General features: G+C 73.3%; 22 protein-coding genes. 11 read left to right on the top strand and 11 right to left on the bottom strand.

Annotated elements, in window-relative coordinates:
• Positions 1 to 6 precede the first annotated feature (6 nt).
• Entirely contained in the window at positions 7 to 672 is a 666-nt protein-coding gene (locus A5643_RS01235) for a cutinase family protein (RefSeq protein WP_066851227.1), read from the bottom strand.
• A 204-nt stretch (positions 673 to 876) separates the two neighbouring features.
• On the opposite strand from A5643_RS01235, the gene eccB reads away from it, so the two are divergent.
• A complete protein-coding gene (gene eccB, locus A5643_RS01230) occupies positions 877 to 1,965 on the top strand; it encodes a type VII secretion protein EccB (protein WP_066851206.1) in 1,089 nt (362 codons plus the stop codon).
• Here eccB and mycP read toward each other — a convergent pair.
• Together mycP and eccD are read right to left on the bottom strand one after the other, a co-directional pair.
• On the bottom strand, positions 1,891 to 3,288 hold the full coding sequence (gene mycP, locus A5643_RS01225; RefSeq protein ID WP_066851226.1) for a type VII secretion-associated serine protease mycosin: 1,398 nt from the start codon (positions 3,286 to 3,288) through the stop codon (positions 1,891 to 1,893). The genes eccB and mycP overlap by 75 nt on opposite strands.
• A gap of 5 nt (positions 3,289 to 3,293) precedes the next feature.
• The gene (gene eccD, locus A5643_RS01220; RefSeq protein WP_066851205.1) at positions 3,294 to 4,613 is read right to left on the bottom strand and encodes a type VII secretion integral membrane protein EccD; all 1,320 of its coding nucleotides are present in this window, start codon (positions 4,611 to 4,613) and stop codon (positions 3,294 to 3,296) included.
• Positions 4,614 to 4,768: 155 nt separating this feature from the next.
• Between eccD and eccCb the strand changes: the two genes are divergently transcribed.
• The 9 genes from eccCb to A5643_RS01175 all read left to right on the top strand — a co-directional run bounded on the left by eccCb (position 4,769) and on the right by A5643_RS01175 (position 14,454).
• Positions 4,769 to 8,440 carry a type VII secretion protein EccCb gene (gene eccCb, locus A5643_RS01215; protein ID WP_066851204.1) on the top strand — a complete coding sequence of 1,224 codons (3,672 nt, stop codon included), beginning with the start codon at positions 4,769 to 4,771 and terminating at the stop codon, positions 8,438 to 8,440.
• Positions 8,437 to 9,393: a type VII secretion-associated protein gene (locus tag A5643_RS01210; RefSeq protein WP_156628427.1), complete on the top strand. Its 957-nt coding sequence runs from the start codon at positions 8,437 to 8,439 to the stop codon at positions 9,391 to 9,393. Before eccCb ends, A5643_RS01210 begins: the two co-directional genes overlap by 4 nt.
• Positions 9,394 to 9,486: 93 nt before the next feature.
• Positions 9,487 to 9,804: a WXG100 family type VII secretion target gene (locus A5643_RS01205; RefSeq protein ID WP_066851202.1), complete on the top strand. Its 318-nt coding sequence runs from the start codon at positions 9,487 to 9,489 to the stop codon at positions 9,802 to 9,804.
• A gap of 14 nt (positions 9,805 to 9,818) precedes the next feature.
• On the top strand, positions 9,819 to 10,115 hold the full coding sequence (locus tag A5643_RS01200) for a WXG100 family type VII secretion target (RefSeq protein ID WP_066851201.1): 297 nt from the start codon (positions 9,819 to 9,821) through the stop codon (positions 10,113 to 10,115).
• Between the two features lie 222 nt (positions 10,116 to 10,337).
• Complete coding sequence (gene rplM, locus A5643_RS01195) at positions 10,338 to 10,781, top strand: 50S ribosomal protein L13 (RefSeq protein ID WP_066851200.1); 444 nt, start codon at positions 10,338 to 10,340, stop codon at positions 10,779 to 10,781.
• Positions 10,778 to 11,257, top strand: coding sequence for a 30S ribosomal protein S9 (gene rpsI, locus A5643_RS01190; protein ID WP_082948648.1), 480 nt, complete (start codon positions 10,778 to 10,780; stop codon positions 11,255 to 11,257). The genes rplM and rpsI overlap by 4 nt, the downstream gene beginning before the upstream one ends.
• A gap of 6 nt (positions 11,258 to 11,263) precedes the next feature.
• Positions 11,264 to 12,595, top strand: coding sequence for a phosphoglucosamine mutase (gene glmM / locus A5643_RS01185; protein WP_066851199.1), 1,332 nt, complete (start codon positions 11,264 to 11,266; stop codon positions 12,593 to 12,595).
• Between the two features lie 40 nt (positions 12,596 to 12,635).
• The gene (locus A5643_RS01180; protein WP_066851198.1) at positions 12,636 to 12,950 is read left to right on the top strand and encodes a hypothetical protein; all 315 of its coding nucleotides are present in this window, start codon (positions 12,636 to 12,638) and stop codon (positions 12,948 to 12,950) included.
• A gap of 4 nt (positions 12,951 to 12,954) precedes the next feature.
• The gene (locus tag A5643_RS01175) at positions 12,955 to 14,454 is read left to right on the top strand and encodes a hypothetical protein (protein WP_066851197.1); all 1,500 of its coding nucleotides are present in this window, start codon (positions 12,955 to 12,957) and stop codon (positions 14,452 to 14,454) included.
• An 18-nt stretch (positions 14,455 to 14,472) separates the two neighbouring features.
• On the opposite strand, the gene A5643_RS01170 is transcribed toward A5643_RS01175, so the two are convergent.
• Positions 14,473 to 15,513: an LLM class F420-dependent oxidoreductase gene (locus A5643_RS01170; RefSeq protein ID WP_066851196.1), complete on the bottom strand. Its 1,041-nt coding sequence runs from the start codon at positions 15,511 to 15,513 to the stop codon at positions 14,473 to 14,475.
• A gap of 63 nt (positions 15,514 to 15,576) precedes the next feature.
• Between A5643_RS01170 and A5643_RS01165 the strand changes: the two genes are divergently transcribed.
• Positions 15,577 to 16,293: a DUF3298 domain-containing protein gene (locus A5643_RS01165; protein ID WP_231995402.1), complete on the top strand. Its 717-nt coding sequence runs from the start codon at positions 15,577 to 15,579 to the stop codon at positions 16,291 to 16,293.
• 19 nt (positions 16,294 to 16,312) lie between these two features.
• Here the strand turns inward: A5643_RS01165 and A5643_RS01160 are convergent, their stop codons facing one another.
• The 7 genes from A5643_RS01160 to A5643_RS01130 form a co-directional block, all read right to left on the bottom strand.
• A complete protein-coding gene (locus tag A5643_RS01160; protein WP_066851195.1) occupies positions 16,313 to 17,758 on the bottom strand; it encodes a carotenoid oxygenase family protein in 1,446 nt (481 codons plus the stop codon).
• Between the two features lie 9 nt (positions 17,759 to 17,767).
• Positions 17,768 to 18,466, bottom strand: a complete 699-nt coding sequence (locus A5643_RS01155) for a hypothetical protein (protein WP_066851194.1) — start codon at positions 18,464 to 18,466, stop codon at positions 17,768 to 17,770.
• The gene (locus A5643_RS01150) at positions 18,463 to 19,149 is read right to left on the bottom strand and encodes an Rv1363c family protein (protein WP_231995401.1); all 687 of its coding nucleotides are present in this window, start codon (positions 19,147 to 19,149) and stop codon (positions 18,463 to 18,465) included. The genes A5643_RS01155 and A5643_RS01150 overlap by 4 nt, the downstream gene beginning before the upstream one ends.
• 20 nt (positions 19,150 to 19,169) lie before the next feature.
• Positions 19,170 to 20,468, bottom strand: coding sequence for an MlaD family protein (locus A5643_RS01145; RefSeq protein ID WP_231995400.1), 1,299 nt, complete (start codon positions 20,466 to 20,468; stop codon positions 19,170 to 19,172).
• Positions 20,465 to 21,598: an MlaD family protein gene (locus A5643_RS01140; protein ID WP_066851192.1), complete on the bottom strand. Its 1,134-nt coding sequence runs from the start codon at positions 21,596 to 21,598 to the stop codon at positions 20,465 to 20,467. Before A5643_RS01140 ends, A5643_RS01145 begins: the two co-directional genes overlap by 4 nt.
• Positions 21,595 to 22,704, bottom strand: coding sequence for an MCE family protein (locus A5643_RS01135; protein WP_156628425.1), 1,110 nt, complete (start codon positions 22,702 to 22,704; stop codon positions 21,595 to 21,597). Before A5643_RS01135 ends, A5643_RS01140 begins: the two co-directional genes overlap by 4 nt.
• Positions 22,701 to 23,760, bottom strand: a 1,060-nt coding sequence (locus A5643_RS01130; RefSeq protein ID WP_156628423.1) for an MCE family protein, incomplete at its 5' end; no start/stop codon positions are given. The genes A5643_RS01130 and A5643_RS01135, both read right to left, overlap by 4 nt.

The raw sequence follows: 23,760 nt of genomic DNA, 5'->3' as shown, positions 1-23,760 counted from the left end.
GCGCATCTAATTGATAAAGCCCTCGGGGCGCAGGTGCGGGGACTGCCCCAGCAGGCCCGCCACGAAGCTGGCGGCCTGATCGGTGTAGACCGGGATGTAGCCGTCGGTGTGGTCCTGCCAGTCGTTGCCCTCGCCCTCATGGCAGATCGGATCACCCGGGTTGCACAGGTCGATCGCCTTGCCGGCGAACAGCGGGCTGCGGCTGGAGATCGGCCCGCCCATCCGGTTGGCGGCGTTGCCGAACACGGCGACCGCGGCGACCTGGTCGGCGTACTCGGCAGGCAGCGGACTGCCCCAGCTGATCCCGGCCACCGGCACCCCGGCGACGATGTCCATCACGCTCGCGCCCTGGGAGTAGCCGCCGAGCACCAGTTTGGTGTCCGGGCAGGTCTCGGCCATGTGCTTGACCCGGTTGATCGTGTCGTTGGCCCCGTCACCGCCGCCGAGTTGCAGCCGCCCGGCCGGGTAGTTGACCGGGTAGACCCCGATGCTCTGGCTGGTCTGGCGTTTGAGCGCGTCGACCAACGCCGCGCCGACCCGGCCGATGCCGGCCGGCTCGCTGGTGCCGCGGGCGAAGATCACCTCCACGTCGGTGCAGTCGTCGGCGCTCGCGGTCGGCAGCGCGGTCGGCGTGACGAGCAGCGCGCCCGCGGTCAGCGTCGCGGCGGCCAGCGGGCCCAGCCAGCGCGCGACCCGGCGCGCCGGTGACGATCCGCTGGGACGACCTGTGCTGGGGCGACGGCGAAGCGTCGAGAAACCGTGGGTACTCACGGGGCGATGATACCGGCCCGGTCCCGCCCCGGATTCGGTCCGGGGCTGTGGATAACCGAGGCCGGGCGGGCACGCCGGCCCCTACGGTTGGGCCGGAGGACACCGATGCCAGCAAACCGGGCCGCAGCCGAGGTCACCCCACTGCAGCTGAGCGCGCACCGCTACCAGCGCCGCCGCCTCGAGGCGGCGCTGCGGACCGGCACCCCGCGCGGCACGCCGCCGCCGCGTCCGCTGGCCGCCGGCGCCGCGGTGACGGCGCTGATCGCCATCGGCTGCGTGGTCCTGGCGGTGCTGCACCCGCGCCCCGACGTCGGCGACACCGGTTTCGTCGTGAGCCGCCACACCGGTGCGCTCTACGTGCGGGTCGGGCCGGTCTGGCATCCGGTGCTCAACCTGGCGTCGGCGCGCCTGATCGCGGCGAGCCCGGCGGAGCCCCGACCGGTGCCCGACGCCGCGCTGGCCGGGCTGGCCCGCGGCCCGCTGCTGGGCATCCCCGGAGCACCGCAAACGCTCGGGGCGCCGCTGCCGGCGGCGGCCTGGACCGTCTGCGACAGCACCGATCCGGCGGAGCCCGGCGACCGGAGCACCACCGTGATCATCGACACCGACGACGAGGACCAGCCGCGACCCGCGCTCACCGCGCAAGACGCCGTGCTGGTCACCACCGGGACCGGCGCCCCGAGCTTCCTGCTGCGCGCCGGGCAGCGCCGCCGGGTGACCGCCGGCGAACCCGCCCGCGGTGTCTCGGCGCTGCTGCTCAACAGCGTCCCGGAGCAGCCGGCGACCACCGCGGTGGACCCACCCGCCGCGATGCCACCGGCCACGCTGTGTGTGACCTGGCGGGCCGGGGCGATCACGGTGACCGGCGGGGCTCGCCCGCCGCTGCCCGCCGGGGCCGAGACGGTGCCGCTGGCGCAGGCCGACGGCGCCGGGCCCGCCCTCGACGCGGTGTGGCTACCGCCGGGGCGCACCGGGTATGCCCGCTGTCCCGGCCCCGGCGGCACCGGCTACCTGGTCACCGAGACCGGGGTGCGCTTCCCGGTCGCCGATGCCGCCGCCGCGGGCGATCTGGGTCTGCCGGCCGAGCCGGCGGCGGCGCCGTGCCCGCTGCTGACCGCGTTACCGGTCGGGCCGCTGCTCAGCCGCGAGGCCGCTGCCGTCGCCCGCGACGTCGTCGCGCCCGCGTCGCGTTGACCGCAGCGCGGCGGCCACCAGCAGCACCGCCAGGCAGAAAGCCGCGCCGGTGACCGCGGTGTGGCGCGCCCGATCCGGGGCGGGAGCATTCGGGGCCGGGGCGGGCGGCGCAGGCTCGACGTTCGGGGTGGCGGCGTCGTCGGGCCGAGCGGGACCCGCGGGGCCGACGGGATTGTCGGGTTCGTCGAGGGCGAGTGCGGCGACCGGGTCGACGACCCCGTGGCCCACCACCGGGTTCCAGCCGCCCGGCGCGGGCCGAGCGGTGGCGCAGATGCGCGCCCTCACCTGACGCGCCGTCCAGTGCGGGAAGCGGGACCGGATCAACGCGGCCAGCCCGCTGACCACCGGCGCGGCGTAGCTGGTGCCGTGGATCGGAGCGGGTCCGTCCGAACCCGGCAGCGCCGACACCAACCCGTCGCCGGCAGGGTCCAGCGACACCACCGCCTCCCCGGGCGCCGCGACGTCGAGCCACGGACCGGGCAGCGTGAACGTCGACGGACGGCCCTGCGGGTCGACCGACCCCACCGCCAACACGTAGTCGTCGTACCACGCCGGGCTGACCGCCACCGCGCTGGTCTGCCAGGTCGCATCCGGCGGCTGCGCCGGGCAACCACCGGCGGTATCGGTGTTGCCCGCGGCGGCGACCACCACGGCGTCCTTGACCGTCGCCGCGTAGGCCAGCGCGGCGCCCAGCGCCCGGTCGTCGAGGGCTTCCCGCGCGGGCCGACACGCCACCGTGGAGATGTTGATCACCGCGGCGCCCAGGTCCGCGGCGGTGCGCACCGCGGCGGCCAGGGTGTCGACATCGCCGACCCCGGGCCGGGACGGGTCGACCGCCGCCGCGAACACCGCGCTGCTCTGCCGGATGCTGATCAGGCTCGCCGCCGGGGCCACCCCGGCGAACCGGTCACCGGCCGGATCGGATGCGGCGGCGATGATTCCGGCCACCAGCGTGCCGTGGCCGTCGCAGTCCTGGTCGCCGGAGCCGGTGGAGACGTAGTCACCGCCGGGGGTCAGGTCGGTCAACCGCCGGTGCGGGCTGACCCCGGTGTCGATGACCGCCACCCGCACCCCCGCGCCGCGGGACGACGCCCAAGCCGCGGCCAGATCCAGCCCCTCCAGCTGGGTGGGCGCGACCGGGACCGGCGCCGCGACCGGCGCCACGCAGACCCGGCGTTGCACGGTCGGCTGCGCCGGTGCGGGCGCGGCCGGGACGGGCAGCCACCGGTCGTCGGCGCGGGGCGGGGTGAGGGCCCGGGCCGGCGGACAGCAGAGCACCAGCAGCACGACAACGAGCAGGGCGGCGGGCGGCTGGGTCCGCAGCGCGCTCACCGGATCGAGACCAGCTCGGTCAGCACCCGGTAGCAGCCCGTCACCCAGACCGCCAGCGGCACCAGCGCCGCCGCGGCGAGATATTCGGCCAGATCGGCGGTGCGCCGGATCCCGGGGGCCCGCGCCCACGTCGGCCCGCCGAAGCCGGCCGCCAACGCGGCGGCGACCGGCACCGCCGACGCGCCGCAGATCCACCCCGGGTCGCCGATGAGCCGGCCCGCCACCAGGGCCGCCGCAATTGCGGTCCCGGCGCCGCAGGCCAGCAGCACCGCCGTGCGCGCCGGATCGCCCTGGTCGCGGGCCCGCAGCAGCGTCAGCACCGCGAACAGCGCGGCGAACCCCACTCCCGGCCACCACGGCGGGCCGGCGGCCACCGTGATCGCACCCAGGCTGCCCGCCACCGCCGCCCCGGCCGTCAGGGCGGTCAGCACGCCGCCGGCGCGTCGCGCCGCACCGGCCGGCGTGGCGCCGACGGCAGGATCGGCCGAGGTCAGCCCGCACACCGCCAACGCCAGGCGGCCCGCGGCCCCGGTCACCGCAAGCGCGGCCACCGCCGCGGCCGCGCCGAGCGCCCGCGGCGCCGCCCCGATCAGCAGTCCCGCCAACGCCACCGCGGCGATCAACACCCCCAGCCACGACACCGCGGTGAAGGTGATCGCGCCGCACCCGGTGAGCGTCCGCGCCGCCGCCGCGACCGCCGCGCCGGCCATCGCGGCGAGCAACACGTTGCCCGGCCCGGGACCGTCGGGGACCGCCAGAAAGCCGGCCAGGGCCGCATAGCCGGACGCCGTCAGCCCGCAGGTGATGACGGCGAGGCGGTCGCGCCGGTGCAGGAGCACCGCGGCTCCCAGCGCGGTCACGCTCACCGCGGCCGCGGCGAGGGCCGGTCTGCCGCCGGCCGGCGGCCCGGCGGTCACGGCCGCGTGCAATGCCGACAGCGCGCCCGCCGCGGCGAGGCAACCGGCCGCCAGGGCGCCGCCGCACCGGCTGGCCGAGTACGGCCACCGGCGGTGTCGCGCGGACAGCGCCACCACCGGATCGTCGCGGGAAAACACCGGGTCCGGGAGGGGAGCGGAGGACAGCACCAGCATCGCGCCGTCACGGATCCGCTGCTGCGCCAACGTCATCGCCCCGTCCAGCGCCGCACCCGCCAGCCGCGTCAGGTGATAGCCGCCCGGCTGCGGTTCGGCGCCCAGCAGATCCGTCAGCGCCGGCAGCAGCTCGGTGACGGTCACCCCGGTCGGCAGCGTGACGTCCACGGTCGCCCCGCCGGCGTGTACCGCGACCCGGCACACACCCGAATCGTCCTCGCGCATAACACCACCCCGGCTCGCTCCCACCGGCGCCGGTGGGATGTCGTTGCGGGCACGCTAGCGCGCTTCCGCGCCGCGCGATTTCGGTTATCCACAGCCGAATTGCCGGCGGCGGAGACGGTGCTTAGCGTGGCCTCCACCGTCGATCCGGGAGCGGGATGAACCACCAGGACCTCAACGCCGCCACCGCATTCCGGCCGCCGCCGCGGCAGCGCCCGCCAGCGGTGGCTGCGGAGGAACTGAGTATCGCCGCACCGCCTGCCGCCCCGGTGCGGCACGCGACGGCAGCGCGACTGCTCCCGGCAGCGGGGGCGGTGCTGTCGCTGGCCGTGACCGCAGCCCTGTGGCGGTCGGGGATCGGGCTGCGCAGCCCGACGATGCTGCTGCTGCCCGCCACGATGCTGCTCTCCGGCGGCGCCACCGCCGTGCTCGGCCGGCACGGCCGGGAACTGGACGTCGCCCGCGACCACTACCTGCACTACCTGTCCGGCCTGACCGAACAGGTCCGCGGGAATGCGACGGCGCAGCACCGCGCGCTGACCTGGCGGCACCCGCAACCCGATCGGCTGTGGACGCTGGCCGGCGGCGACCGGATGTGGGAGCGCCGCATCGAGGACGTCGACTTCCTGCGGGTGCGCATCGGCTGCGCCGCGCAACGATCCGCGCTCCGGCTGATCGCCCCGGCCGCCGACCCCACCCGGCCCGCCGACCCGGTGACCGCGGCGGCGCTGCACCGCCTGCTCGCCGCCGCCGACCCGGTCGCCGACCTGCCGGTGACGGTGGATCTGCCCGGCCGCGTCGCGCTCAGCGGCGACCTCGAGACCAGCCGCGCCCTGCTGCGCGCGATCGTCTGCGGGCTCGCGGTGCTGTGCGGCCCGCATCTGCTGCGCATCGTCGCGATCACCGACACCGGCGGCCGGGGCCACTGGGAGTGGCTGAAATGGCTACCGCACCACCGTGTCCCGGGTTCGGTCGCCGACGCGTCCGGCCCGGGCCGGACCCTGGTGGTGCTCGACCGGCGCGCCGGCATCGCGTCGATCGATGAGGTCGTGCCGGCCGGCGCCGGGGTGACGGTCTGTGCGCTCGGCGCGCAGAGCGCGACCGGCGCCGATCTGGAGTTGCACCTGACCCCGGCCACGGTGACCATCCGGGGTGGCAACGACGGGGACCACTCCGACGACACCCCGGCCCCGATCCGCCCGGATTCCCTGTGCGCCGCGGCGGCGTTGACCTGTGCCCGCCGGCTGGCGGGCTACCGGACCGCCGCGGCGGCGCGACCGCGCGACTGGCTGGAACTGGTCGGCATCGACGACCCGCGAACCGCCGACCCGACGCGGCATTGGCGGAGTCGAACAGGCGCGGGCCTGCTGCCGGTGCCGATCGGGCTGACCACGGCGGATACGCCGGTCGAGCTGGATCTCAAGGAGTCCGCCGAGGGCGGAATCGGGCCGCATGGGCTGTGCATCGGGGCGACCGGCTCGGGGAAGTCGGAGCTGCTTCGCACGCTGGTGCTGGGCCTGCTGGTCCGGCACCGGTCGGAGGAGTTGAACCTGGTCCTGGTCGACTTCAAGGGTGGCGCGACCTTCGCCGATCTGACCGGTGCCCGCCATGTCGCCGCGGTCGTGACCAACCTGGCCGCGGAGGCCGCCCTGGTGCATCGACTCCGCGAGGCGCTCACCGGGGAGCTGACCCGCCGTCAAGAACTTCTGCGCGCGGCGGGCAACCTCGCCACCCTCACCGCCTACCGGCAGGCGCGGCGCGCCGGAGCACGCGTCCCGCCGCTGGCGCGCCTGGTCATCATCGTCGACGAGTTCGCCGAGATGCTCTGCCAGCACCCGGATTTCGCCGATGTGTTCGCCGCCATCGGGCGCCTCGGCCGGTCATTGGGCATCCACCTGCTGCTGGCCAGCCAGCGGCTGGAGGAAGGCCGGCTGCGCGGGCTGGAATCACATTTGTCCTACCGGATCTGCCTGCGCACCCTGTCCGACGGCGACTCCCGCGCGGTGCTCGGCGTCGCCGCCGCCCACCACCTGCCGGCCACCCCGGGCAGCGGCTACCTGCGCACCGGCACCGGGCAGCTCCTCCGGTTCCAGACCGCCTTCGTCTCCGCCGCGCTACCGGCACCCGCCGCGCGGCCGCGCCCGGCCGTCCGGGCTTTCACCGCGGCACCCGCCGCGCCCCCGCCCCCGACGGCCGGACAGCCGACCATCCTGCAGGCCGTACTCGATCGGATCGGGGGCGTCGGCGCCCCCGCCCACCGCATCTGGCTGCCGCCGCTGGCCCGGCCCCCGGCGCTGGGTGCGCTGCTGACCGCGACCGACCCCCGCCCGGGCGCGCTGCGCGTGCCGATCGGCGTGGTGGACCGCCCCTTCCAGCAGCGGCGCACTCCGCTGTGGGTCGAACTCGGCGGTGCGGCGGGCAACGTCGCCGTCGTGGGCGGGCCGCAGTCGGGCAAGTCGACGACGCTGTGCACCCTGATCGACGCGGTGGCCGCCTGCCACGACCCGGGCCAGGTGCAGTTCTACTGCCTGGATCTGGGCGGCGGCGCGCTGTCGGCGGTGCGCACCCTCGGCCACGTCGGCGCGGTCGCCGGGCGCGGCGACACCGAACTGGTGTCCTGCATCGTCGCGCAGCTGGACGACCTGGTGGCGCGCCGGGCCGCTCTGTTCGCCACCCACACCATCACCTCGATGGGCCACTACCGGCGGATGCGGGCCGGCGCCGACCCGCGCTGCGCCGACGACCGATTCGGCGACGTGTTCCTGGTCATCGACGACTGGGCCGGGATCCGCCGCGAATTCGCCGGCGTGGAGGAGCCGATCACCGACCTCGCCGGCCGGGGCCTGTCGGTCGGAGTGCATGTGGTGCTGTCGGCGGCGCGCTGGGCGGAGATCCGGCCCGCGCTGCACGACCAGCTCGGCACCCGCCTGGAGCTGCGTCTGGGCGACCCGGCCGAATCGGAGGCCGGCCGGGCCGCGGCGACCCAGGTGCCCGCCGACCGGCCCGGCCGCGGACTGACCCGCGACGGCCTGCACATGCTGATCGCGACCCCGGAACCGCCGGCACGCGGCGGCGGCGCGGCCGCACCGGCGATCCGGCCGCTGCCGGCCACGGTGGACGCCGACCGGCTGATCGCCGCCACGACCGGCGACCGGCCGGTGCTCGGACTCGCCGAACGCGCCGCCAAACCGGTCGCCGTGGACTTCGCCGCCCACCCCCACCTGCTGATCCTCGGCGGCAACGAATGCGGCAAAACCGCGACCCTGCGCCACCTCTGCCGCGAAATCATGCGGACCCGCACCGCCGGGCAGGCCCGGCTGCTCATCGCCGACCCACGCCGCAGCCTGCTGGGCGTGGTCGAATCCGAGCATCTGGGCGGCTACCTGGTCACCGACGCCGCGCTCACCGCCGCGCTGGACGAGTTGGCCGCGACGCTGACCGCGCGGCTGCCGCCGGCGCAGCCGACCCAACGCCAGCTGCGGGACCGATCCTGGTGGACCGGACCGGAGTACTACCTGGTGATCGACGACTACGACCTGATCGCCCCCGCCGCGCCGGAGGCCCTGCTGAAGGTGCTTCCGCAGGCCCGCGACCTCGGCCTGCACCTGATCGTGGCGCGGCGCAGCGCGGGCGCGGCCCGCGCCCTCTACGAGCCGCTGTTGGGCGGGCTGCGTGACTACGGCTGCGCGGCGCTGGTGCTGAGCGGCGACCCCGACGACGGTCCGCTGATCGGCGGGATCCGCCCGGCCCCGCGGCCCGCCGGGCGCGGCGTGCTGGTCACCCGCCCCGGCACCGAACAGCTGGTGCAGGTGGCGTGGAGCCCGCCGTGACGACCCGGCCGGCGCCGACGCGCAGCACGGCCGGCGCCGCCGGGGAGGTGCGCAGCCGGCCCCGCTGGTGGCTGCTGGCCCGCGCCGCCCCGCCGACACCGGTGGTCATCGAGATCGACGCGGCGACCGTCACCGTCACCGACACCGCAGGCCCGCCCGCCGCCACGACCTTCGATCGCACCGGAGACCGGCGGCAGCTGGCGGCGGCCGTCGTCGCCGCCGCCGCGACCCGGGCCGCGCCGCGCGGGGCCGCCGTAGTGGTGGACACCCCCGCGCAGGTGCCCGGCGCCACCGCGCTGGCCGCGCTGATCACCGAGCGGCTTCCCGCCGCCGGGACGCTGCTCAGCGTGATCGTCGACGACGCCCGGCTGCACCGGCTGGCCGCCGGGCTCGCGGACACCCCGGCGCCCGCACCCCGAGCGGGCCGACGCGGCCGGGTGATCGCGGCGGCCACCGCGCTCACGCTGGTGATCGCGGCCCTGTCGGCGGTCCCGCGACCGGGTGAGCGCGGCGCCGACCAGCCGGTGTCGGCCACCCTGGTCGAGGGCCGGGTGGCCCTGCAGGTCCCGGCGGGGTGGCCGGTGCGGCGCGTCACCGACGGGCCGGGCTCGGCGCGGCTGGAGGTGAGCTCGCCGGCCGAGCCGCTGCTGCGGGTCCATCTCACCCAGGCGCCGGCCGCCGGACGCTCGCTGGCCGACGTCGCCGACGTGCTCGGCGCCGCCATCGCCGACCAGCCCGCCGGGGTGTTCGTCGACTTCACACCCGGCGGCGAGCGGGCCGGCCGACCCGCGGTGACCTACCGGGAGCTTCGCGCCGACCACGAGGTGGCGTGGACGGTGCTGCTCGACGGCCCGGTGCGCATCAGCGTCGGCTGCCAGAGCCGGCCCGGCGACGAACCGGCCATCCACGCGGTATGCGAGCAGGCGATCCGCTCGGCGCACACGGTGAATTGAACACCGGCTGCCGGCGGCGAAAAATGAGGAACCCCACCGCGGGCGCGCACCGTCCAACCCGATAACAGCCCCCCGATCGCGAGCGGAGACCCGATGAGCACCGAGCAGACCCTCAGCGTCGACCTGGAGCTGATGCGCGCGGTGGCCGCCGGCACCGACCGGGTCAACGACGAACTGCGCGCCACCCTGCACGCCTTCATCACCCGGATGGCCGGCGTCCCCGCCGCCGTCTGGTCCGGCAGCGCCGCCACCCGCTTCCAGTCGGTGATCGACCGCTGGAACCGGGAGGCGATGCAACTGCACCGCGCGCTACACGAGATCGCCCAAACCATCCGCGCCAACGAACGCGCCCTGCGGGCCGCCGCCGACGCTCATGCGCACCGCGTCGCCGCCGCCGGCGGGCAGCTGTGAGGAGAAGGGTCACGATGGAGCACCTGCTGTCCTACCGCTTCGACGCGATGGAGGACCTCGTCCGCCGCGACATCCACGCCACCGCCGCGCGGATCACCACCGCGCTGCAGGACCTGCGCGCCCAGATCGCGCCGCTGCTGCAGTCCTGGACGCGGGAGGCCGCCACCGCCTACCGCGACGAGCAGCACCGTTGGCACAGCGCGGCCACCGCCCTCAACGACATCCTGGTCGAGCTGGGCGACGCGGTGCGCGACGGGGCGGGGGACCTGGCCCACACCGACCGGCAGGCCGCGAACTCCTGGCGGCGCTGACCCACCAGCGTGGTGTGGCCCCGATGTTGGGGAGCGGCCGGGGCCACACCATCACCTCCGGTTTTGACCAGCGCCGATACCGGCCGGTAAGCTCCTTCGCTGGCGTGCGGTCAGCACGGATCCTCGGGTCGATGTCGGTCGCCGAGACCATCCTCGCCGCTCACGCCGGACCGGCACCCGGGTCACCCCGGGATCAACCCGAGAGAAAGTCGAGTAAGCGCTGTGCCTACTTACACGCCGAAGGCGGGTGACACCACGCGCTCGTGGCATGTCATCGACGCCACTGACGTGGTACTCGGCCGGCTGGCCTCCGCGGCGGCGACGCTGCTGCGCGGCAAGCACAAGCCGACGTTCACGCCGAACGTCGACGGTGGCGACTTCGTCATCATCGTCAACGCCGACAAGGTCGCCATCAGCAGCGACAAGCCGAAACGCACCCTGGTCTACCGGCACTCGGGTTACCCCGGCGGGCTGCGCAAGCGCACCGTCGCCGACCTGATGGACAAGCACCCGGAGCGGGTCGTGGAGAAGGCGATCGTCGGGATGCTGCCGAAGAACCGGCTGGGCCGCCAGATCAAGACCAAGCTGCGCGTCTACGCCGGGCCCGAGCACCCGCACGCCGCCCAGCAGCCGGTTCCGTACGAGATCAAGCAGGTGACGCAGTGACCCAGCCGACGACCCAGCCGACGACTGACAACCCCGAGACCCAGCCCGCCGAGACCGCCGCGGAGACCCCGCGCGAGCCGGTGGTGATCGACGGCCTCATCCAGACCGTGGGCCGGCGCAAGGAAGCCGTGGCCCGCGTGCGCCTGGTGCCCGGCACCGGCAAGTTCGAGCTGGACGGCCGGTCGCTGGAGAACTACTTCCCCAACAAGGTCCACCAGCAGCAGATCAAGGCGCCGCTGGTGGCCGTGGACCGCGCCGACAGCGTCGACATCTACGCCCACCTCGACGGTGGCGGCCCCTCCGGCCAGGCCGGCGCGCTGCGCCTGGCCATCGCCCGGGCGCTGATCCTGGTCTCCCCGGAAGACCGGCCGGTGCTGAAGAAGGCCGGGTTCCTCACCCGCGACCCGCGGGAGATCGAGCGCAAGAAGTACGGCTTGAAGAAGGCCCGCAAGGCGCCGCAGTACAGCAAGCGCTGACCTGTCATGGGTCGCCTTTTCGGCACCGACGGTGTCCGTGGCGTCGCCAACCGCGAACTGACCGCGGAACTCGCGTTGGCTCTCGGAGCCGCCGCCGCCCACCAGCTGGCCGTCGCCGACGGCCGGCCGGTGGCGGTGGTCGGCCGCGACCCGCGCGCCAGCGGCGAGATGCTCGAGGCGGCGGTCATCGCCGGTCTGACCAGTCAGGGCGTTGACGCACTGCGGGTCGGGGTGCTGCCCACGCCGGCGGTGGCCTACCTCACCGACGCCTACGATGCCGCGCTCGGCGTGATGATCTCCGCGTCGCATAACCCGATGCCCGACAACGGCATCAAGATCTTCGGCCCCGGCGGGCAGAAGCTCGACGACGCCACCGAGGACCGCATCGAGGAACAGGTGGCGGCCGGGCCGGGCCTGCGCCCCATCGGCGCGGAGGTGGGCCGGGTCCGCGACGCGACCGACGCCGCCGACCGCTACCTCGCCCGGGTCGCCGCGGCGGCCACCGCGGACCTGACCGGTCTGACCGTGGTGGTGGACTGCTCGCACGGCGCCGCCTCGGTCGCCGCACCCCGCGCCTACCGCGCCGCGGGCGCGACGGTCATCGCGATCAACGCCGAACCGGACGGGCTGAACATCAACGACCGGTGCGGATCGACCCACCTGGACCCGCTGCGCGACGCGGTGCGGGAGCACGGCGCCGACCTGGGGATCGCCCACGACGGCGACGCCGACCGCTGCCTGGCCGTGGACGCCACCGGCGCGGTGGTCGACGGCGACGCGATCATGGCGGTGCTCGCGCTGGCGATGCAGGAAGCCGGCGCGTTGGCGTCGAACACCCTGGTCGCCACCGTGATGAGCAACCTGGGCCTGCACCTGGCGATGCGGGACGCCGGAATCACCGTGCGCACCACCGCCGTCGGCGACCGCTACGTCCTCGAGGAGCTGCGAGCGGGCGGCTACAGCCTGGGCGGTGAGCAATCCGGGCACATCGTGCTGCCGGGGTTGGTCAGCACCGGTGACGGCATCATCACCGGGCTGAGCCTGATGTCGCGGATGGCGCAGACCGGCACCGCCCTGGCGGAGCTGGCGTCGGCGATGCGGACCCTGCCCCAGGTGCTGATCAACGTCGAGGTGACCGACAAGGCCACCGTCGCGGCCGCGCCGGCGGTCCGTGACGCGGTCGCCCAAGCCGAGGAAGAGCTCGGTGCGACCGGACGAATCCTGTTGCGGCCCTCGGGGACCGAGCAGCTGGTGCGGGTGATGGTGGAGGCGGCCGACGAGGACACCGCCCGCCGGGTCGCCAACCGGGTCGCCGACACGGTCGCCGCCCAGTCCTGATCGACGGAACCTCGGCGGGTGCCCGCCGGTCCTACCGGATATGGCAGCAGCGCAGAGTGATTCGTGCGTCCGGGTCGAGGTGGCCGCGGTACGCGAGGTGGCCGACCGGTTCGCCGCCGACGGACCGGCCCTGGCGGCGGCGGGGCAGCGCCACCGGGCCGGGTTGAGTTTCGACGGCGCCTGCGCCGGGCGGGCGTACCGCGCTCAGGGCGACGCGCTGCGCGCCGCGCTGGACCGCCTCGGCGAGGATCTGATCCGCTGGTCGCGGGCGGTCAACGAGATCGCGGCGACCCTGCGCGCCGGGGTGGGGTCCTACACCGAGGCCGAGCGGCGCTGCGCGGCCCGCATCGGCTGACCCGATGACCGAAGGTGGGGTCGACGCCCGGCAGGCCTGGGCCCGGCCGGCGGCGGCCCATACCCAGCGCTACGTGTCGGCGGCGGCCCGCCTCGGCTACCGCCACCGCGACCTGACCGGCGACGACCACCGCATTCTCGACGAGTACGACCGGGAAGCCGGCCTGGATCTGGCGGCCCTCGACCGCGATTGCGCCCTGCTGTGGGCCACCGCCGCGGCCGCCGACGGCGCGGCGGCCACCCAGCGCGCGCTGGCCGTCGAGCTGAGCGGCGCGTGGTCGGGACCGGCCGCCGCGGCGGCGGCGGTGTTCCTGCAGCGCCATTGCGCGGCCGCCCAACAGGTGGCCGATGCCTCCCGGCGCGCCGCCGAGGCCTGCACCGCGCTGCGCGCGGCGCTGGCGCAGGCCGTCGCCGCCAAGGCCGCCGCCGCGGTGACGATCGACGACCGCCGGGCGTCCCGGCGAGCGAGCTGGCTCGCGGCCGCCGACACCGTGCTCGGCGGGCTGCCCGACCGCCACGCCGAGGAGGTGCTGACCGGGGAGGTCATGGCCTACCTGGACACCGAGATCGGCACCGACTGGCTCGCCGCGATGCGGGCGGCGCGCACCGCGGTCGACGACGGCTACCGCGATGCCATCGCCCGGATCACCGCGGCGGGGCCGGCCTCCTTCGCGCTGCCGGGTGCGCTGCCGGTGGCCGTGCCGGCGGCGCCGGCCACCGTGGCGGCGGCGGCGGGGGAGTGTCCGGACTCGCCGGCGGCTGCCCCATCAGTGCTCGCGGGGCCCGCAGCAGCTGCCGCACCCGCTCCGGTGCCGCCCGAGAGCCCGCCCGCACCACCGCGGCCTGAGAGCACCTCCGCGCCACCGCCGCCCGAGCCAGCGCCACCCGCGCCACCGCCGCCCGCGCCGCCGCCGCCCGCGCCACCGCCGCTCGCGCCGGCCGCGGCGGCAGGGCCCACCGAATCACCGGGGCTGTGCGATCCGGCCGCGAACTGGCCGGCGGGCGGCGAGTCCGCCGGGGCGGCCGGTCCCGGGATACTGACGAGCCTGGGCCGGCTGCTCGGCGCGAGCCTTGCGGCCCTGCTGGGCGCGGCGGCCGACCCCGGCGACCCGACCGACCCGGATCTCGACCCGAGCGACCCGGACCACGACCCGAGCGACCCCGACCCGAGCGACCCCGACCCGAGCGACCCGGCCGCCGATGCGGCGTCCGAAACACCCGATCCTGCGCCATCCGAGTCCACGACCGTCGCGTCCGGCGAGCCGGAATCACCCGACGCCGCACCCCACAACCAGGCCGACCGGAACCCCGACCCGGCGGCTGACCCGGCACCCGAGGACGCCCCCGCGCCACCGGCCGAGCCCGCCCCGCCGGCGACGGAAGGCGAGCCGACACCGGTCAGCGCGCCCCCGCCCGACCCGGCGCCGGCCAATCCGGAAGACGCCACCGAGCTGCGCACGCCCTGCCAGACCGCCGCCGACGAACTGCCGCAGGCCGGGGCCTAAGCCCGGCCCGGCGCCCGGTCACGGCAGCAGTTCGCGCAACTCCTCGACGTAACGCACATACTCGCGCGGATCGCCGGTCACCGGACCCACCAGCAGCGTGGTCACCCCCGCGGCGGCGAACGCGGCCACCCGTTCGGCGACGAACCCGCGCGGGCCGATCAACGACACCGCGCGCACCAACTCGTCGGGCACCGCGGCGATCGCCTCCTGCTTCCGTCCGGACAGGTACAGCTCCTGGATGCGGTCGGCGGCCGGGCCGTAGCCGTACCGGGTGGCCAGGCCGTGGTAGAAGTTCCGGCCCTTGGCGCCCATCCCGCCCAGGTAGAGCGCCAGCACCGGTTTGGCCCAGGCGATCCGCTCCTCGACGTCGTCACCGATGGCCAGGGACGCCCCCACCATCACATCCAGCGGACCCAACGCCGGGTCCCGTTTGGCCCGCCCGGCCGCCAGCGCCGGCCCCCACACCTCCGAGGCCTTCTCCGGATGGAAGAACACCGGCTGCCAGCCCTCGGCGATCTCGGCGGTCAGCTCGACGTTCTTCGGTCCCAGGGCAGCGATCGAGATCGGGATCCGTTCCCGCACCGGGTGATTGATCAGATGCAGCGGCTTACCCAGGCCGGTGCCGCGCCCGGCGGGCAACGGTATCTGATAGTGGGCGCCGTCGTGCCGCAGATCTTCGCGCCGCCACACCTTCCGGCAGATCTCCACCACTTCCCTGGTGCGACCGAGCGGCGCGTCAAACGGCACCCCGTGGAAGCCCTCCATGACCTGCGGACCGGAGGTGCCGATGCCCAGCCGGAACCGGCCGTCGGAGACGTAGTCCAGACCGGCCGCGGTCATCGCCAGCAGCGCCGGGGTGCGGATGTAGATCGGCACCACCCCCGACCCCAGCTCGATGCGGTCGGTCTTGGCCGCCAGGTACCCCAGCTGGCTGACCGCGTCGTAGGAATACGCCTCGGCGACCAAGGCGATATCCAGGCCGACTTTCTCAAGTTCGACAACCTGCTCGACCGTTTCCTTGAAGCCGCCCGCATAGGACAATTGCACGCCGATTCTCATGCGCGGAATCCTACCGGTCCGATATATTCGTCGGGAATACACTCGGCGAAAAAAGAGGTGGTCGTGGATATCTGGAAACGGGTCGGGAAAGCAGGCCTGGGTCTCGCCGTGCTCGCCGGCGCACTGCTCCCGGGGGCGCCCGCCGCGGCCGCCGAAGACTACCGCGCCGTCCCGGCCGCGATCTCCGGAGCCAGCCCGGATGGCTTGGGCCAGTGGAACGTTGACTATCAACGGGTGGAGGGCGGAGATCCGGCGGTGGTTGCCGCCATCAACGACATCATCGACGCCGAAGCGCGCGGCCAGGTCGCCACCTACGAGCCCAGCGCCACCAAGACCCAGCCGTGGACCTTCCATTCGACCGGCACCCCGTTTTTCGGACCGATCACCGTTTCGGAATTGTTCGTCGGTGAATACAACACCGATATGCCGAATATGCCGTTCCATGCGGTGGCCACCCGCGTTTTCGACAAACGCAGCGGCGTGCTGATCACCTGGGACAATTTATTCACCGACAAAAAAGCGGGGCTGGTGCGGCTGGCGGATCAGACCGTCGCGATCCTGCCGACCGTCTACGCGCCGCCGAAGCACCCGGGTACCTGGCAGTTCGGCAACGAGGTCGCGCCGATCGACGTCAACTTCAAATATTGGATCCCCACCGACGCGGGCATCGAATTGCACTTCCCGGACTACCAGTTCGGCCGCGGCCTGGCGGTGATCACCGTGCCGTGGGCGGCGGTGGCCGGCCTGATCGCGCCGGAGTTCGCCCCGATCATGGGCTGACCGGGGCGAACCCGCCGGATCATCCGGTGGGCCGGGCCACCCGGGGCGTGTAGCTGCCATGGAAGGTCAGCGGCAGGTGATGGCGCAACCGGCCGGTGAACACCGGGCCGGCGGCCACATCCTGGGCGTCGAGCACCACCAGGCTGGCGCGGTTGCTCACCCCGTCCTGAGTGGTGACCAGCAGCCAACCGTCGTCCTCGGCGGTCGCCCCCGGCCGGGCCGCGAACACCGCCTCGTGCGGCTGATGGCCGTACGGGAACTGGTGGATGACCGCCTTACCCGTGGTGTTGTCCAACTTGGCCACCGCGTTGGGGTAGGCGCTGCCGTCGGCGTCGGCCGACAGATAGGTGTAACGGTTGGGTTTGCCGGTCCGCAGGATGTTGAACGACGGGAACTCGCCGACCAGGTCAGTGATCGGCTCGTGGATCACCTTGTCCGACGGGGTGATCCGCAACCGCAGCAGGGTCCCGCCGTAGGAGCCCACCTGGGCGGCCGTGTCGGTGCTCAGCGTGGAGAGTTGACCGTTGAGCTCCTCCCAGGACGCGTCGTAGTGGACCAGCTCCACCACGGTGTCCGAGCCGTCCTCGTAGGTGTTGGCCAGATGCAGGTGCAGCAGCGGATCGGTGTAGATCACCCGGGGCTTGCCGCCGTCCCGCGGGACCAGCCCGATCATCGTGCCCTGGGCGGCGTCGTACTCGATGGCGTCGATGAAGTTGCGCAGCCCGAAGCCGGCACCCAACAGCTTGGCGGTGGGGAACACCAGCGGCGGGATCGCGAACACCATGTGCTTCTTGGTCAGGCCCATGTCGTGGTTGAACCGGGCCAGCGGCAGGTTCAGCTGGCCCAGCTTGTGCAGCTTGCCGGCCCGGTCCACCCGGTAGCAGGCCAGTTTCGGGAACGGCACCATCGCCAAGCCGAAGTTGAACATCTCGCGGGTGTCGGGATCCCACTTCGGGTGCGCGGAGAACGCCCCGATCCACTTCAGCTCGCCGTCGAAGTTGTGCACCCCGACGGTGTCGAGGGTGTCCGGGTCGATCTCGGTGGGCGGGCCGCCCTCCCACAGCGCGAGCAGCTTCCCGGCGTGCATCACCACGCCGGTGTTGGCGACGTTGGCCGGGAACCGCAGGGCGTTGGCGAGCAGCCCGCCGGGGCGCATGGTGCCCAGCGCCCGGTACGGCGCTCCGCGGGAGGTCAACGACTTGCGGTAGTGCTTGGTGCGCACGTAGCGGTTGCGGTAGTGCACCGCGCCGCCGGACATCGCGAACATCGACAGCATGCCGTCGCCGTCGAACAGGTGGCCCAGCGGCTGACCGCCGGCGTCGAGCTTGCCCGCGCCGTTGCGGTACAGGGTGCCCTCCAGGTCGGCGGGCAGGGCGCCCTCGGTCTCGTCGATGCGGTAGTCGTACTCCTCGTAGAGCGGGGTGTAGGCGGCGAAGTCGTGGCCGGCTTGGTCGGGGTTGGTCACGGGTCGTCCTTACTGGGGGTCGGAGGTGGATGGGCCGGCCGGACGCACCCGCAGGGTGCAGGAAAGTCCGGGCAGGTGCGGGTCGAACTCCAGCGGCATCGCCGAGTTGGCGTCGAACACCTTCTCGCAGGCCGCCTTGCACGCCATCAGGCAGGAATTCTCCTGCGGGGACTGGGTTCCCACCGAGGTGTGCATCGCGCATTCGGGGATCTCGTAGACGACGGTGCCGTCGGGCTCCACCCCGGTGCGGTGGATCGGCCCGACCAGGAAGGTCGCCACGCCTACCCCGGCGTCCATCACCGTCGGGTGCAGCCCCGGCGGGACCAGCCGGACCGCGTTGAACATCGGCAACAGGTAGCGCAACCACCGGCGCAACCGGGTGGCCACCGTCGAGGACACCAGCTCCTCGACCTCCGCGCGCGGCACGAACCGCACCAGTTCGCTGCTGGCCCACTCCAGTTCGTACACGAACTGCCCGTAGCGGCGCTGCCACGATTTGCGGGGCGACTCGAACAGCCGGTTCGGCTTCCGTTTGGCGATGACGGCGGCCCAGCCGTCGTCGACGGCGCGGCGGTCGTCGGCGACCAGCCGAAGCACCGGCAGCAGCACGGTTTCGGGAATATCGCCCACCCGGCTCAACATCGAGCGCATGATCCAGTCGTCGCGCAGCGCGGTGACCGGTCCGGCGGCGGTCTGGATATCGGTCATGGCAACTCCACCTCACTGGCCTTCCACCGGCCGTCGACACGCTGCATGGTCATCGCGATGCGGCTGCGGTCCACCCGCGGGTCGGGCACCTCGGTGTTGGAGACGGTCTGGTCGACGAACAACAACACCTGCACCTCATCCTTGCTGGCCGATTTGATGGCCGAGTCGAGCACCACGCCGCGTCCGGCCGCCTGGTGATCGATGAGCAACTGGCGCAGCTTGGCGCTCGAGGTCTGGTAGATGTCGCGGAACTCGCCGGTCGCGCCGTCGAGCACGGCATCGAAGTTCTCGTCGAGATTGCGGGTGTCGATCGAGGTCAGCGTCACCGCGTAGGCTTCGGCGGCCTGACGCGCCTCCTCCGCAGCGGCCTGCACGACCCGCACGCTGTGGTACTGCCAGCCCAGATAACCGCTGAGCCCGCCCAGGCCCACGATCAGCGCCGCGGCGGTGCCGATCGCGGTGCGGCGCACCCAGGTCCGCGACCGGGACCCGGTCGGGCGGGCCTCGGCGGCCTGATCCGACTGATCGGCTTCGGCGGCCTCGGAGGCCTCGGGGGCCTCGGGGGCCGTGTCCGCGGCCTGCGGCGCGTCGGGCTCGGCGTCCGGCTGTTCGCCGGCGAGGGCCTCGAGGGCGTCGAGTTCGGATCCCGCCTCGCGTTCAACGGTGGCTGAAACGTTACTCACCACGAACCTCCTGATTCCATTTAATAGGGGCCGCCCTGGCGTTGCGGCTCTGACTCCGGCGGCATCGGTGGGCCGCCGTAGGGCAGATCGATGGTGTACGGCCCCGACGGGGTCGGATCGGTGCGCTGCAGCGGATCCAGCCCGGGCGGTGGACCGGCGGTGTCGATCCCGTCCGCCGGGGTGGGCGCGTTGCGCGCACCGCGGACCAGCACCCCGGGGTCGTCGTTGAGGCAGTAGGTGTACATGTACGGCTCGGGATAGTTCGGGATGAACGGCACGTCGCGCGGGTGGGGATAGTCGCAGAAGTACCGCGGGTAGATGTCGGCGATCGCCCAGATCCCGCCGTCGTGCATCAGCGACGCCACCCCGTCGAGCACCGAGGGCCGGTCGTCGCGGAACAGATGCGCCAGGGCCGGCACCCGCACATAGGACAGCTGCGCCACCGTGGTCAGGTTGCCCAGCAGTTGCACCATGGTGGGGGAGTTCTCGTCGATGACGCCGTCGGCGGTGTCGAGCAGGCGTGGCGTCTGGTCCAGCAGCCGCCGGATTCCGGCGTCTTTGGCGCTGATTCCGCTCAGGGTGCCGCCGAGGTTGTCGGCGAGGCGGCTCAGCCCGGCCGAGGAGTCGTCGAAGATCTGGAACACCGGGCGGCTGCTGCGCAGCAACGTCACCGTCTGCGGCAACACCCCGTCGAGCGTGGAGATCAGCATCTGGCCGCCGGCCAACAGGTCGCGCAGCTTCTGCGGGCCCTCGGCGCTGACCCCCAGCTCACCCATGACCTGCTCCAGCTGGGCCGGGTCGGTCTGGGCGAGCAGCCCTTCGATGTTGTCGAGCAGCCGCCACAGCGGCACCGGCGTCATGGTGTCGGATTCGCCGATCAGGCTGCCGTCGGTCAGCAGCGGCCCATCGGCGCGGGTGGGCTGGAAGTCGAGGTACTGCTCCCCGGCCGGGGACAGGGCCGAGACCCGCACGGTGGTGCCATCCCGCGGGATCCGGATGTGCCCGTCGATCTGGGCGACCGCCTGGACGCCCTCGGCGGTGATCTCCACCGCCTTGACCCGGCCGATCGGGATGCCGTTGAGGGTGACGTCCTGGTTGGCCAGCAGCCCGCCGGAGTCCTCGAGCTGGACCCGCACGGTCATCTGGCTGGCGATCGGGTTGGTCCGCAGCGCACCGAAGAGCAGGTAGATCGAGCCGATCACGACCAGGACCACCTGGGCGAGTGCGGAGACCAGCAGCTTGTTCCTCGACGCGGTGCGCGCCGCCCACACCGCCGCGGCGGCCGGCAGGTGCAGCAGGCGGGCGGGCGCGGTGCTCACTTGGGCCCCCACACATGCCCGCGGTCGGGTCCCCACACCCGGTCGCCGAGCTGGGTGAGCACGAACTTCAGCGAGCCCACGAGGTTGTCCCAATCGGTCCATTTGGGGCCGTGGAAGGCCGGGTCGCCCAGGTGGTTGAGGTCTTCGATGTGGCCGAGCGCGACCTGCTGCAGGTCCACATCGGAGTGGGCGGCGTTGGAGGAGAAGAATTTCAGCGCCGGGGGGATCACCCGCAGCAGATTGTTCAGACTCACCTGCGGATCGAGCGCGGCGTCGTTGAACGCCGCCGAGAGCGCGTTGAGGTCGCGGACCAGGCTGCGGGTGTCGGTGCCCGCGATGGACGGGAAGCGTTCCAGCTGGGCGGTGACGACGTTCATCCGTTGGATCAGGTCGACGATCTGGGTGGTGTTGTCGGCGATGACCGCCAGGGCGGGCGCCGACGAGCCCAGCACGTCGTTGATCGCGGTGCGGTCGGCGTCGAGGGTCTCGGCGAGCTCGGTCACCCCGGTGAGCACGGTGCGGATCTCGTCGGAGCGCGCCGACATGGTCGTCACCAGTCGCCGTGACTCCTGGATCATCGCGGTCAGCCCCTCCCCGTCGGGACCCACCGCCGAACCGAGGCCGTTGAGGACCCGGGTCAGGTTGCGCACGACACCGCCGTTGACCAGCACCGACGTCGAGGTCAACACGTCCTCGACGGTGGCCGCCGCCACCGTCTCGGGCAGCGCGATGGTGTCGCCGTCGCGCAGGCTGGCGGTGGTCGCGTCACCGCCTTCGGGTGGGTGCAGCGCGACGAAGATGTCGCCGAGCGGCGTGGCCGACCGCAGTTCGGCGGTGGTCCCCACCGGCAGCTGCACCCCGTCGATGATCTGCATCTGCACCACCGCGGTGTAGTTCTCGGCGCGCATGGCCACGACCTCGCCGACGTCGGCGCCGCCGACGCGGACCTTGGCCCGGTCGGGAAGGTTCAACGCGTTGGTGAACACGGCGTTGAGTTGGTAGGAGGCGCCGCCGATTCCCGGCGCGGGCAGCGGGAGGTCCTCCACGCCTTTCGAGCAGCCGACCAGCACGGTCACCGCCAGCACGGGCGGCAGGTAGCGGCGGGCCCGCCGGATGCGATCGTGGGTCATTCCTCTCCCAACCGGGTCAGTCCTTCGAGGACGTGGGTCACCCCGAAGTCCGGGCCCATGTCGCGCACCGTGCCGGTGCGGCACCCGAGTTGGCGCAGCCCGAGGATGTTGCAGACCTCTTTGGTCATCGAGCTGTCGAAGAACACCGAGTCGAAGTGCGCCCCGACCCGCAGCATGCCGTTGTCGGTGTCCATCGCGTTGGCGACGTTGTCGACGGCCAGCGGCGCCACGTTGAACACCTCGGCGAGTTCGCGGCGGTAGTCCACCAGGGCCCGGGTGAGGTTGTCGCTGCTCTGCACGGTGGCCTTGATGTCCGCACCGTGGTCGGTGAGCAACGTGTTGACTTCCTCGAGCACGGCGTTGACCTGTGCACCGGTGCCGCCGCGGCCGATGTTCTCCTCGGCCAGCAGGTCACTGAGCCGGCGCACGTCGGTGCCGAAGGTGCGCATCAGGTCCTCGTTCTGCGCGGCGGCGTCGAGCAGCGTGCTGACGTTCTCGATGATCGTGGTGATGTTGTTCTGGGTGGCCTGCCCGCCGTCGGCGCCGGTCCGCAGCGCCTCGGAGAGCTTGCCCAGCGCCTCTTTGATCTGCGGACCGCTGGTCGAGGTGATCGCCGAGGAGGCGTTGAGCAGGTCGGCCATCGGGCCGCCGCCCGCCCCGTCCCCGCCGAGCGCCCCGCCCAGCTTGTCGACCATCTTGAGCACCCGGTCGAATTCGATGGGGGTGCGGGTGCGGTCCAGCCCGAGCACCGCCCCGTCGGGCAGGGTGGGCCCGCCGGTGTAGGCGGGGGTCAACTCGACATGCCGGTCGGTCAGGATCGAGGTGCCGACCGTCACCGCGGTCACGTCAGCCGGCAGCCGGACGTTCCCGTCCACGCTGAGCACCACCCGCACGCCCCGATCGGTCGAGGTGATCTCGGCGACCCGGCCGACCGGCATGCCCAGCACCGCCACCGTGTTGCCCTCGTACAGCCCGACCGCGTTGTCGAACTGGGCGGTGATGGTCTGATCCCGGGCGTCGCCGGTGCCGGTGAACCCGTAGGCGGCGCCGAGCACGGCGATCAGCACGCCGAGCGCGGCGCCGATGGTGAGCAGCCGTCTTCTCATTCGCAGTCCTTGAAGTACTGGTAGCGCTCAGGCCACTGCCACTGCTCGGCGCGCCCGCTGATCGCGCACATCCAGGAGTCGACCATCAGCCCGCCGGGCAGCAGGAAGTCCAGGTACGGACCGGTTCCGGTGGCGTTGGCGAGGTTGCGCATCGCCAACGGCATGGCCTGGAACAGGTTGCGCAGCAGCTCATCGTGGTCACCGACCATCGCGGTGACCTCACGCAGATCGGTCAGCAGTTTGTCCAGCTGCGGGCGGCGGTCGACGAGGGTGTCCCGCACGACGCCGACCAGGTTGGTGGAGGCCCGCAGCAGTCGCACCGCGCTGTCGCGGCGGCCCAGGATCTCGCCGATCAGTTCGTCGCCCTGGCGCACCAGGGCGGCCAGGTCGCTGCGCTGGTCGCCCAGCAGCGCGGCGACCTGGGCGGTGCTGTCGAGCAGCGCGCCGATCTGGTCGCGGCGGTCCGCCACGATCTGCGCCAGGTTGTGCACGTTGGTCAAGGCGTCCGGCAGGATCGTCGGCACGCCCTGCAGTTGCGCGGAGACCAGCTCCATGGACTCGGCGAACTGGGCGGCGTCGACGTCTTCGAACGTCTGGGTCGAGTCCTGCAGCAGCTTCTGCAGGTCGTAGGGGACGCTGGTCTGCGCCAGCGGGATTCGGTGATCCGGCAGGGGATCGGCGCCGCGGGGTTTGACGTCGATGTAGCGAGACCCGAGGATCGTGGTCAACTTGATCGCGGCGGTCGTGTCGGCGCCCAGCACCACGCCGTGGCGGATCTTCATCGTCACCACCACCCGGTCACCGGCCAGCTCGGTGCCGCGCACCGCGCCGACGGGCACCCCGGCGATGTTGATCTGGTCGCCGGCCCGGACGCCGGCCACCTGCTGGAACTCGGCGCGGTAGGTGGTCTTGCCCAGGTGCAGGGAGTTGATCATCGTGGTGGCCGCGATCAGCGCGCCCAGCACCAGCAGCGAGATCGTCCCGAGCCAGGCGGTGTTGAGGTCCTCCAGGACCCGTTTGCGTCGCGGGGTTGGCTGGGGCGTCGGGGGCGTCGGG

The sequence above is a fragment of the Mycobacterium sp. 1274756.6 genome, assembly GCF_001668625.1.
In the GTDB taxonomy this organism is placed as follows: domain Bacteria; phylum Actinomycetota; class Actinomycetes; order Mycobacteriales; family Mycobacteriaceae; genus Mycobacterium.
Note: the sequence above shows the minus strand (reverse complement) of the source record. Positions and strands in the feature narration are given on the sequence as shown.